7 protein-coding genes and 1 pseudogene are annotated in these 12232 nt (G+C 57.3%); 3 read left to right on the top strand and 5 right to left on the bottom strand.

Going from position 1 to position 12232, the window contains the following annotated elements:
- Window positions 1-214 (top strand): annotated as a pseudogene (locus FH608_RS52330) (NUDIX hydrolase); the annotation flags it as partial.
- 805 nt (window positions 215-1019) lie between these two features.
- On the opposite strand, the gene FH608_RS50315 reads toward FH608_RS52330, so the two are convergent.
- Window positions 1020-2507, bottom strand: a complete 1488-nt coding sequence (locus tag FH608_RS50315; RefSeq protein ID WP_139638321.1) for a PIN-like domain-containing protein — start codon at window positions 2505-2507, stop codon at window positions 1020-1022.
- 1471 nt (window positions 2508-3978) lie between these two features.
- Here FH608_RS50315 and FH608_RS50305 point away from each other — a divergent pair.
- Window positions 3979-5697 carry a ParB N-terminal domain-containing protein gene (locus FH608_RS50305; RefSeq protein ID WP_139638320.1) on the top strand — a complete coding sequence of 573 codons (1719 nt, stop codon included), beginning with the start codon at window positions 3979-3981 and terminating at the stop codon, window positions 5695-5697.
- Between the two features lie 41 nt (window positions 5698-5738).
- A complete protein-coding gene (locus FH608_RS50300) occupies window positions 5739-6653 on the top strand; it encodes an HNH endonuclease (protein ID WP_193319098.1) in 915 nt (304 codons plus the stop codon).
- A gap of 553 nt (window positions 6654-7206) precedes the next feature.
- On the opposite strand, the gene dndE is transcribed toward FH608_RS50300, so the two are convergent.
- The 4 genes from dndE to dndB are packed head-to-tail and all read right to left on the bottom strand — an operon-like array spanning window position 7207 to window position 12202.
- Window positions 7207-7584, bottom strand: coding sequence for a DNA sulfur modification protein DndE (gene dndE, locus FH608_RS50295; protein WP_139638318.1), 378 nt, complete (start codon window positions 7582-7584; stop codon window positions 7207-7209).
- Window positions 7574-9562, bottom strand: coding sequence for a DNA sulfur modification protein DndD (gene dndD / locus FH608_RS50290; protein WP_139638317.1), 1989 nt, complete (start codon window positions 9560-9562; stop codon window positions 7574-7576). Before dndD ends, dndE begins: the two co-directional genes overlap by 11 nt.
- The gene (dndC, locus tag FH608_RS50285) at window positions 9549-11072 is read right to left on the bottom strand and encodes a DNA phosphorothioation system sulfurtransferase DndC (RefSeq protein ID WP_226900704.1); all 1524 of its coding nucleotides are present in this window, start codon (window positions 11070-11072) and stop codon (window positions 9549-9551) included. The genes dndD and dndC overlap by 14 nt, the downstream gene beginning before the upstream one ends.
- Complete coding sequence (gene dndB, locus FH608_RS50280) at window positions 11069-12202, bottom strand: DNA sulfur modification protein DndB (RefSeq protein WP_139638316.1); 1134 nt, start codon at window positions 12200-12202, stop codon at window positions 11069-11071. Before dndB ends, dndC begins: the two co-directional genes overlap by 4 nt.
- Window positions 12203-12232: the final 30 nt, after the last annotated feature.

The raw sequence follows: 12232 nt of genomic DNA, 5'->3' as shown, positions 1-12232 counted from the left end.
ACACGTCATCCTCTACACCAGCAACGGCGAGGCCAGGCAAGAGTTCTCCATCGTCCTCGCCGCCCGTCCCACCGCAGGCGAACTGACCCCGAGCTCAGAGTCCAGCGAAGTCCTTTGGGCGGCCAGGAACAATGTCAAGAGCTACCGCATGGACCGCTCAATGCGCATGCGCATCAGCCACTACCTTCAGGGAGACGGCCCCCACATCGGCTGAACCAGCCGGAGCACATCCAGCCGGTCTACATCCAGCCGGCGTCAACGCCGGGGCTGCGACACATTCAGCAAAAAGCCAGGTCAGCAGCATGATCACTGCATGACCACTGAACGGATGAGAACTTTCTCTACGGTTTCAAGGGCAGCCCGCCCTGCGGCGGCCTGCCGCGCGTCGGGCGGTCGCTGGCCGCGCTGCGGCTCTCCGGCCGGTCGCGGCCAGCACCGCCCGCGCTGCCCCATAGCAGCCAACTTAACCCGCTCCCGGCCTCGAACGGCACCACACAGCACGAGGCATGCAACAACAGCGCAGGCGGGCCCACGTTCCGTGCTGCCGCCCGAGGTCCCCACGACTCAAGCAACGTCGACGCGAACGCCGTTCTCACCTCACTAATGGGCGCCCATGCCACCGTCAATCACGGCTTACTGTCGGCCCGCGCAGCCGCCTCCGCCGCTGCTACCACGCACTCGGCGCTCGACGCCAGCCCGTCACACCCTCCTGCGTAGAAGGCAAGCCCGGCACAACCCTTCGTCGTTACTGAACCGCAAGCCGATCCCCACAACACCGAGTCCTTGAAGGTCGTAACGATCGCCGACTTCGGTACTCACCGTGCGTGGTCGGGGCGATCGGCTGCCGCGGCCCTCCTCCGTCGGGCCTTGCCACCGGGCAGCTTGGGCCACGACAGCACACAGTGGACCAGCACCAACGCGCAGCGGCGAAAGTACACCGATGTACTGCAACACGACCACATCTGTACCAGCAAGCGGCCGCTATGGCATTAACATGTTTCAGGGCAGCATACTCAGATTTATAGCGACTCTATCAAGTTGAGTTGCTCCAGCCAACGCAACGTTAACATCGCCTGTGTCGCACTAACTCCTTGAGGTGGGGTGCCAGCCAATTTTGCACGAAGCTTTCGAGGCGATTCTTCTTTCGCCATATCGAGTATTGTAACAGCTCCATTAATTCTTCTAAGAAAGCTGATCTGCAGCAGCTCCAGATTTCCCCCATCCGCAACAAATCGTTCACCAAGGGGAGTGAGTCGAACCTGATTCTTAATTACGGATGCAAGGCCAAGCGACTCTAGATTCCGCATTCTTCGACGAGCTTCAGTGCGGAGCGTTATATTCGGAAATCTTTTCTGAAAAGCGTCAAGATAAGCTTCTAGCTTAGGAGAGCTAGAAGCAAGTTGCGCCATATCGAACACTGTCTCCAAGTAGTCCCCATTTTGGTCACGGGGTAGCTTGGCAAGGAGATAACCGCCAACCGCATCCTCGGCCAGGGTGTCCAAAGCGCCAACTTCCTCGATTGTTAGACTGGACAGTTCGAGCGCAGCTCGCAAGCGATCCACTCGCCCGGCATCCTCGACCGACTTTTGACTTACCTCGACGTTGAGGACAGACTTCGCATATTGCAATAGGCTTTCGGGCCGAAGCATAAAGAGCCGCGCCTGCGCTCGTTGGCGAAGCTCGCGGATGAGCTCAAGGCGCGGCCCCTTCCTCTTGCCGCCCTCTTCTTGCCACCAATCCTTCTTCTTATCGCCTGTAATGATCAGAACATCACACCTTCTCTCTTCGGCCTCCCGGATAATCTGCTCCCAGACAAAGTAATCACCAGCAGGGAACCCGCCCTTCTTATCCTTGTCTTCATAGCCAGGAGGGATCTTATTTTGGATGCGTCGATTCGCTTCAGCAAGAAGGGCTTCCACCTCGGAGTCATCGAAGGCCGGCCCAATTCGGCCCCCAAACAACGGCTCGAGGGCAATCAGGACAGGATCGTCATTCGTGTTCTCGCTCACGATGAAAGCTTCGGCTTCCGTAAGCTTTTGAACTCGATTGATCGCTACCTCGAATCCTCGCTTCAGCGAGTCTCTGATGGAGTCGAGATTCTCGCCCGACAGTGCAAGGCGGTTGGACCACTTATTCACCGCCTCTGCGGATTTCTGCTGCAGAGCCCTCAGCTCTGCAGTTGTCTCCGTGAGGATGCTCTTTGAGTCATCCAGCGCGTTCTTGCGATTTCTCCAAAACTCGTCAAGGACTTGGCGAGGCATCCAAAGCTGATTCGCCACCCGCTCTAAAATAGCAATGAGGTCGTTTCTCGTCCGCTTATTGTAGCGGTACAGATTAAGTAGCGTATTTGTGTCGGGGACCACCATTCCTTTGGTAAGAACCTGTCGATAGTCCTCATCAGAGGCTGTCTTGTACTCCTCGTAGCCGTCGTAGATACCATGCGAAGAGCGACGTTGTTTTGCTCGCACAACAGCATCATGCCCTGACAGATCGAACGATGGAACCATTTACCCATGTTTGTAGTGTCGGGTGGCCCACCTTCCTACAGCCTGGGTCATTGAGAATATCCGCCAGAAACAGCCGCCATTCGCTGGCTGAGCTGGGCGTATACGACGGGCTGGATGCGGCTAGAGAGCACCAACGGCGGAAGCAACAGTGGGGGCATCGTGTTGAGGCCGGTTTTGGCGACGTAGCCACTGATCAGCTGATGTTGGTACTCCATCTCCTCAGCCAAATGTTGATCAGGCAGGCGAGTCAGTTCAAGGTCTTCTTGGCCACGTTCGCCAGCGAGCGTTTCAGGTGAGCCCAGACGCCCTTGACCGGGTTGAGCTCCGGGGACGTAGGAGGGTAGCGGGATGACCGTCCGCCAGACCCGGTGCTCTATCTATGCGCATGGCGGCGCTGATGTGGGTGTTGAGGTTGTTCCAGATCAGCACGATCGGGCCTCCGAGCTGCTGGTAGGCGGCATCCGGCAGGCGTAGTTGGCCTCAGAGAAGGAGTTGCGTTCGCTCTTGCAGCCCCGCCGCAGCCAGGTCTGGTAGATCAGCCGCGGCGCTGGTCGGGCTTGGCGGCGAACAGCCTGGCGATCATCACGCTACCCGATCCGCTGCCGGACACCGCCACTAGCGTAACCCCGCGCCGTCCCCAGCTTCGGCCGCGGAGTCGTCTCAGACTGTTGACCAGCCTCGTCTTCCCGGCAGAGCCAAGCGTCCGGGTGCTCCGCGGCCCTTTCCCTCCAGCCAGACATCGCCACGCCAGGCGTGATCTCCTGCTCGTTACCCTCGGCCGCCCGCCGGGGCGGCATCTGCCAGCTCCAGCCCATCCAATACAGCAGATAGTCCAGCCTCCACAGCGTGTAGGAGGGCTCGAAACTAAGCCAAGACCAGCTCAACGATCCGCACCAAGGACCAGCACTGATCCTCGGCTCAGCAGTGCGCGGCTGGCCCTTCGTACTGCACCGCCGGCAACGCGGACAGCTGAGTCTCAGTCAGCTTGCACTTCTCACCCCCGGGACCCTTGGAGACCAGGACTTCGCCGACGCCGGGATCGAAGGCGTGATGCCAGCGATTCGCGAGTCTCGGGAGGGGCCCACTTCCTCCGACCGATGTCGTAATGCCCATGAAGTGATGCATCGCCATCTCCGGCTGACCTCTGAACAGATTCCCCTGGCGACCTATCCATTGGGTCGCTCGAACGGTATGGCTTGTCCACACCAACAACCGGCCACCGCTAACACGTACATCACGACTCCACCGACCGAGATCTCCATATTGCACACCTCACAGGTCTCTCCATGGCCTGGTGCATCATCGTTCTGATCACGAAGACAGGACGATCACATGACCCCATCCCTCAAGCTCCGGACATCTCTACGCACACAGTGCATTACTGGACATTGATGCGTGGGCTACATGACCTCGCATCAATAGACTCATGACGCTAACATAACCAGGACCATCCTCTACGAGCAGGAGAGCCATGTACTTCCGCTATCCCGCTTGCCTGATGCGGCAAACACCCGAGGCGAAACCGCTCATCCTCTTCTCGGCTCCGGCCACAGAGATCGAGCAATGGGCAGGCGTTCCCCAGCGGCAGCGACTCCATGGCGAGGAAACGGTCGGCTTTCAGCGTGAAGAAAGCGTCTCTCGTGTCGCCGAAATTTCAGCTTTCTTCGACAATCCACACAACATTGTCCAGAATCCGCTACTGGGTGCCCTCCAAAGCGCGCAGTCGGTTACTTTCGTACCCGTCGACGAGGACCAAAGTGTTGGTCACGTAGTGATCGAGTACGAAAGCGTCGATGACCTTAAGCTTCTGGACCTTCTTAGGCGACTCCGCGACCGACTGGAGCAACGTCTACCAGGGCTCCTAAGCGCCCCTATCCCGCAAGGCCGGTATCAGAGAACTCTGACAGAGGCAGCCAAAGAGCATGGGATGCCGCACGATCCCGAAGTTGATCTGGATGACGTAGACAGTGAAGACGATTTTGATCCGTCGACCGATGATCCGGAAGACATTTCGGGCATCTTGCTCGCTGAAGAAACCAGAATAGTCGACTTCTATATCGAGATCCGAACTCGTATTGCCGCACTGGAAAAGTTCCCGCCAGAAGAAGATCCCGACTCAATAGTAGGTTTCACGAAAGAAGCCGTAAAATCCTATCTCCTCCCGATAGTTCTAGTCGACGGACAGCATCGTCTTCGTGGAGCAGTTAGAGCGGCCCGGGCGTCGCTCGAAACACCTGTTGGGAAGAAGAGGCTAATGGAGGCGCTCTTTGGTGAAGGTAGTGTCGACCCTGATGAGATTGACCCCGACTCGCTTGCCGGCAATCTCATCAAACACAACGATAGATGGCTTCCCATGTCGCTTCTTATGGATGACAGTCCCAGCGAACATGTCTTCCAATTCGTTGTAGTTAATCAGAAGGCGACCCCCATGGGAAAAGCTCTTCTGGGCACGATCGTCTCAACGAGTTTGAGCAAAGAGGAGCTCGAGCCAGTCGCTCAACGCCTCAGAAATGCCAAAATTCAGCTCGACGACTCACGTGCAGTCGCCTATCTGACTCGCGCCGAAGAAAGCCCATTTAAAGGGTTGGTCCAGACCGGAATTGTTGGCGATAACCCAGAACATCTGCAGTGGACTGTTCTTAAAAGTCTCGTCCAAGTCTTCCGTGAACTAACAGGCGGGAAACTATACGGCCAGAAGAACGACTACGCCAGAAAATGGCGACGCGAATTCCTCCCTCAAAGCGAACTTGTATCTGAGGGCGATACGGACGAGGCGAAGTTTAAGATCTGGAGTCAGGCGGATGGACCATGGCGCACCGTCTTCATCAGATTTTTCACACTCGTAAGAGACAAATTTGGCGTCATCGATGACATGCGGGCGCCGAACGCATGGGGAAGTAGCAGGGGCAACCTCTTCAACATGGTCAGTCTCACGATCTTGGCAGCTGACTACTTCGAATATCTGTGCATGCGAAAAAAGACGCTTAACCACGTCGCCGATGTCGATGCAACCTTCGAAGACTGGCTCGATGGAGTTAAGGACTCCTACTTCGCACGCGAATGGCCGCTACCCACAGGCATGAAGAAGGATCAGCGACCGGTTAAAGTGAAGTGGGCATCGCTTTGGTCCGAATACAGGCGGGATCCTTCTACCGGTCTTCCCAAGGTCATCGAGTACGTTCCCAAGTAGAAGATATGCAATCGAACCAGGTACGCGGTTTCCTCCGTTCATTGGAAGAGCTTGATAAGAATCGGTGGGATCGTGAAGCACTCCAGGAGTTCGCGAAACTCAAGGTGCCTCACCACATGCTTGGGCCGAAACAGCTACTACTGGAGGTCGATGTAACTGTACTCCACGCCTGGTGGTTCATCGAAAGTGTAGCTGATCTAGCTATTTATGTTCACGATGAAAGTTCGCACATCCTTCACCTGGGAATTGATATCCTCCGTGAGATCCGGCGACGCTACCCGACGCTTCCACTCGATGAGGTTAAGCAGCTGGCTGAAATACTTACGGAGATAGCCTGGGGAGAAGTCCTTCAGCGGCGTGCAAGAAAGAGACACAGCATCACGCTGGCGGACCGGAGGTTACTTTGGTCCAATGCACAGCCGGACCCTCGATGCTATCTTTGCGGCTATCAGTTCTCTCCCCAGGCCGGCGCCCGCCTTGTCCGTTCAGGCAATGCACCAATCCCAGAACCGCTGTTCGTGGATTTCACCCGGCCGCGTGGCCTTAATCCTCGGGATCTTAGGATAGAGGTAGACCATGTCCGGCCGGTCACATCAGGAGGCTTGACTGACATCAGTAATCTGAGGCTAGCCTGTGGCTGGTGCAATCGCGTTAAGAGCAAATATGGCAGCTTATACGATGTTGGCTCATGGGCTCTTGGAAAAATCCTAAATCCACACCTCGGATGGGTGACAGTTCCTCAGCCTTTCTGGGTCTTACGCCTTGTCAGTATGACTGGTCGGTGCGAAGAAGCGTCTGGCTGTACTGCGACATTGGATACCCATGAACTGTTCGCCGGGCCGCAGAATGCTCGCGGTGCTCTTAATCCAGCCAACTTCGCTGTCTACTGCTCTGACCACGATCCATGGTCTTATGAGAGGTATGTATCACTTGCCACTGCAAGATCACGCATCTGAAGCCAAATAGTAAACAATTCTCAGAGTCGACGTAGCCCGCAGATGATTCGTCAATACGAAGGCCTCGTTCAGGCAGGCGGTCCTTAGTTATGAGACGAGTGAAGCCATCGTGTGCCGCTACTGCCAGACGGCACGTGCTGCCTCAAAATGAGGTCGAACTTCTCTAGTATGCTGCGTTACGCGGTCGGAGTAGGTGATTGCCCGCGAGCAGTGTCAATATTCGTGACGACCAGCCGGCTGCTGTCCTCTTCCAGCCAACAGCGAAAGAGCGGCCACCTTTCCCTCTCTAATCGATCACGCAGCCATGAGTCGACAGCTAGTTCCGCAACGAGTCGTGACGATAATTGCAAGTCTCAGCTTGAGGATGGCCCCAGTTTCAGTCGTGAAACCGCTCTTGCCCCGCCACCGGCCCGAGACAAAGACCATCTGCCTCGTCTAAAACGCTTCGGGATAACGCCTGTTAGGTGTTCGTCAACTAGTCCACAGGCCGAATGCCTCTCGCCTTTTCGATCAGACAAAAGACAGGTGGGACAGCTCACTACACTTATAAGAGCTAAGCAAGAGCAGCCTTTACCAGATTGTCCACTGAATCTAGATCACGTCGCCCGGCAAGATATCCAATGCCGCGATGCAGATGTGTAATGAGCGTCCTCCCACAAGCTTCCTCGGTTGGCTCATTGCCATCACGCTGACATCGGGATCTAATCAACGCCATGTAGATATCCCCGTAAGCTCCAGCAAAGGTGCGCCAAGACATCTCTATATTGGAATCGGTAACGACATCACGCACTAGGGGAGGCGTTTCGTCTTGCAAAGACACAGCTAGAGCCCAGCGGCACAGGACGTTCCAGTTTTTAATGCCAGTGACTCGTTTAAGTTTGATCAACTGATCCTTGGCCGGTTGAGACAATCGGATTGTATCAAGCGACATACCGAGTCTTTCCCCATCCGTATCCGCGTTCGATTGTGGTTGTGAGCGTTGTATCGTCGTGGACCAATGTATATGTATGCGCGATCGATGGAATGAGGCGCTTTAGCAACTCATCATCGATCTCTTCGTCTGTCGACAGCAGAAGCACTTGGTGGCTTGCCTGCGGGAAGTAACGCTCAACAAGATTCTGTCTGTGCCGGCTATCCAGTCGACCCAGCGGAGTATCGATAACGCTCGGGAGTCTGTTGCCCGCCACGCGAGCTAGACCCCAGAGGAGGGATACCGCCAAGAGTTGACGCTCGCCGGCGCTCAGACGTGCAGGATTGAGGTCGTCGCCGTCCGCGCCAATCAAGGTCAAGGTGAACTTGCTAGTGTCGATGCGGAGGTCCTTAACCAGGCCGTCCTTGTGCGTTAGACGGCTGAAGCTGTCTAGTACAGCAACCTCCAACCGACTGATATGACGTTGCAGCAGGAGTTTCCCAAACTTATCCAAAGTGTTACGAGCACGGTCAGAGTACGAAACGACACGGGCACGGTGCTCGATCTCGGCTAGCCCTTTGGCTCGTTTGGCATATGCCTTCTCACGGGCTGCCTGGAGCTGCGCGTTTCCCCGGACAAGTGTGGCATGCGCCTCCTCCGTGGCGCGGAGTTCCCGCTCGAGGTCTTCCACCCGCTGACGGACCTTGTCCTGTCGGGCGATCAAGTCGGCAATCGCATCTTCTGCTGGAACACCGGCCAACTGCCGATCTAGCGCGTCGAGCTGCGATCTGAGCTCTTCAGACTCAATGAGCAGCTCTTCCGCACGCTGTGACTCGCTCTTGAGAACTTGGTCAAGCGAGTTGAGTTGCTGGATGCCTGTCGCCGACATCTGGATCACTCTTGGAACGCCTGCATCAGCCGCGCGCTGGGCACGGTCCTCTTCCATGAACTGCGCGACCTGCTCACGCTGAGCATCCGGTATGCCGTTGCCTAGTAGCGAGAGAATCTCCTTGTCCCGCTTGTGTAGGGCATCGAGTAGCTGCTCCGCGCGAATCGCATCTTCCTCTCGAGCTACCTGCGCACGCAGGGCCTCTAGTTGATCCTTAAGGAGTAGGAATGGGAGCGGTCCTGCTGCAGTGGTGTTGGCAAGAGTCACCCTTACAGCTTCGAGCCGGCCTCTCGCATGGGCACTCTGTGCTTCTAGCTCCGCCCGACGGCGGAAGAGATCTCCACCTTCCTTAGCGAAGGCGGCCTCGACAGCCTTGAGCTCCTTCTTCTCGTGTAGGAGACCAGCTCTTGCGGAAGCGACTCGCTGAAGCGCATCTGCTCTGGCCACCTCGTTCTCCTCAAGCTGAGCTTCGATGGCGGCGATCAGCTCGAGTGCGGCCTTGTCCTCTCGGCTCACCTTCTGTCGCCGTTGAAGAGCCAGCAGATCGGTTCGCAGCTGTTCGACTGTGTTGACCCCCAGGAGCGATTGAACTGCCGACTCGATGACTGGAGCAGCCCGTTCAGGATCAGCAAGCGATTCGATCTTCTCCCCATCGAAGAAGAAAAGAGATGCGACTTCCAGCGGAAGGAGATCCTCTACATAAGCCGCCCATGTATCACTGACGGCCTTATCGTGTTCACCGTTGACGAAGACCGCTAGCGACTCGCGGACAGTCTTTCCCGAGATGGACCAGTTTCGCTCAATACGGTAATGACGTTGCTGCCCTTCAACCGTGATCGAAAACCAGAGTTTCACAGCTGCGTGCTTAGGCACGGCCTGACGGTTCACGCTGTCACGGAGGAATGCGTCGTAGGATCGATTTCCCCTACCGCTGCACCGCGCCCGCGAGCCGTACAACGCGAGTTGGATAGCATCTAGCAGCGTCGTCTTCCCGCAGCCGTTGAGACCTCCGATCAGGATGATCGGCTTGCCTGGCTTTGGATTCAGAGAGAGGACCTGCTTGCCGAGGTACGCACCGAAGTTCTCAAGAGTGATCTCATGCAGGAGCATCGGTGCTCTCTTCATCCAATCCGATCAAAGTGGGGGCGACCTTGTTCTGCTGATTGCGTTTGGCTAGGTCGACCGCATCCTCCGCATCCGTGTAGTAGCCCTTCTTGATCGCCTTCTCAAGTGCTTCGAACAGTCCGGAGCGACGAGTCATCGTGCGGAATTTCCGCTCAACTGCAAGTAGCTCGCGCATCGTCTCGAAGTGCAGGTCATCTCCGTCGCAGACCGCACGAAGCAGCTCCACCTCATCCGCGGCCACTGCGAGGTGCTGGTCGAGCGGACCGCCGGGGAACTCTTCGCCCGTCTCCTGCTTGTAGATCTGGGGCAGCGAATCCTCAACCTCATGCTTCTCGAAGACCCAGATGCGTCGGATCTCATGCAATTCGTCCATGGTGATTAGCTCGATGCCCCGCACATGCTCTGGAGCATTTTTCCGAATCCAGGTCTGCGCGTTGAGGAGTTTGCGGAGCCACTCCCCACGGGCCCTTTGTGTGTACGGTCCAGGAACGTTGCGATCATGGAACAGCTGGATCGTGCCGTTCATCTTCCGGAAGTCACGCAGGTGGCTGTCGTCGGGAGCGTCGAGCTCGTCGCGTAGCTCCAGGAGCGGAAGCATCCACTCCTTTTCCTCATCGTTCTGGATCATCGCCGACATGGACTTGTCCTTGTCGACGAGAGTGCACGTCCAACAGCCGAAGCGGCTGTCACCACAGGAAGGAGTGGTGTTATCCACCACTAGTGGGCATTCGCCGTCGCTCGAGGCCCCTTGATACATGGTGAGGAGGTCCTTGTTCGGATGCCCCCAGGGGTTAGGCTGCTGCATCAAGAACGTCCAGACCTCATCGTTGCTCCATGACTCGATAGGGCTGTAGACGAGAGAGTTGGGAAGATTACCGTTAGGCGAGAGACGGTCGCGGACACGGCGCTTCTCGTGGCGCTCCATCACGCGGGCGCGAGCTTGGCTCTCCGCTTTGCGGATGCCCAAGACCAGGATGGCCTCACCGTGGTCATGCACGACTTGGCGGATGAACGAATTAGACGGCTTGATCTTCAAGCGTTCGGTGCACCAGCGGAACTTCGGCCTGGGAGCGGGGTATCCCTTGCCGATCAAGCCGACCCAGAAGGTGTCCTTTACATCAGGGACCAGCCTGTTCGGTTGGATCGGGAGCTGCTGCTTCTGTGCCGCCTGACGCATGGTCTCCAGCGATTGAGTCACCCAAGCAGCAACGACCGGATTCTCAACCAGGGTGTCCGTGCTGATGACATAGACCGGTTTGGTGCGCTGATGAGGCTCTAGGCCTTGTAGCGCCAGCCACACGAGTTGAAGCACCGCCGTGGAATCTTTGCCACCGCTGTAGCCCACGACCCAAGGAACCTGATCGGCCAGGTACAGCTCACAGATCTCCGCGGTCAGCTCGTTCACCACCGCGGCGAGTCCACCTTGGCTCTCGAAGGGGACGGTGCGCCGGGTGGGCGTGTTCAGCATGACGGCACTGCGCGTCGGGGTGCTCATCGCTCTCCTCGCTGGTAAGCGTCTTCTGCCTGCTGCTCATCGGCAGTCAGTTCGAGACCGAGCTGCTTACGTAGATAATTCACGGTAAGTACGACGTTTTGGTGATTCTTCGAGACACGACCACCGATGATCGCCCTTCCCTCCCAGTCAGGATTGGTCCGCGACCAGTCCACGTCCCGAAGCGGCGCTAGCCGCGGCTTCCACTCCTCTGGATCAAGCGAATCGCGAAGCAGTGTGTTCCCGAGCAGCCCTATCGCATGGAGTGCGATGCCATGCGTGTGTAGGTACTGCTTGCGGATCTCAGAGGCGGAGAGAGATCGCCTCCGCACTTCTCCCCAGTCCGGGATGAGAGCATCTATGGCTTCCCAGTAACCCCAGGACAGGCGCTCCCCGTCCTTGCCGCTAGGCAGCTTTAGCCCTTGCAGAAGGGCGCTCATCGCCGAGTACAGGGCGCTGAGTGTAAAGAGCTTGCGCGATCGAGCTGAGAGGGTGCTGCTCTCCATTTCAACGAAGTTCCGGAACACTGGGCACTTCAGCGCCAGAAGACGCGTCAGCTGTGATAGCTCATCGCGGTGGTCATAGAGGACGCCTATGGAACGAGCCGGCCGCACAGCGTGGCGGTTCAGGTCGGCGAACATCTGCTGGCTGCGCTCAAGGCTGGCGTCATGGAAGAAGACGACGGCGATGGTCTCATCACCGAGTGATGGGTTCTCTTTGAGTGCCACCTCGATGGCTGCACGCCGGTGCTGACCATCGTTGATCAGGAAGCGCGAGGCCATCGGGATGTGCAACTGACCGACCCGCAACCCTGGCCCTTGGTCCGCGACCCCCACGAAGCGCATGGCGCCATCCACGGAGGCGGTTAGCGCAGAAAAGACGTAATCGTCGGGGTTCTCCAGGATGTACCGCGCGAGCGCTGGCACTCGTCCCTTGTTCAGGACTCGCTGCGCTCGGACCTCCGGCGCCAGCTCGTCCTCATCGAACAAAAAGATCTTGGGGATGAGGCGCAACGGGCACATCGATACGTAATACTCACGCCCTGCCTGCACACCGCGGATAGCTGGGAAGATGTACTCAAAGCCCGCAGTGGTGGCGTCTCCGCCTTGCTGCGCCAGCGCGTGTGATCCCACGCGGTCCACGGTACCGTAAGTACGTGTGCG

The sequence above is a fragment of the Nonomuraea phyllanthi genome (assembly GCF_006334985.2).
Lineage (GTDB): Bacteria > Actinomycetota > Actinomycetes > Streptosporangiales > Streptosporangiaceae > Nonomuraea > Nonomuraea phyllanthi.
This window is presented reverse-complemented; position numbering and strand designations above follow the sequence as displayed.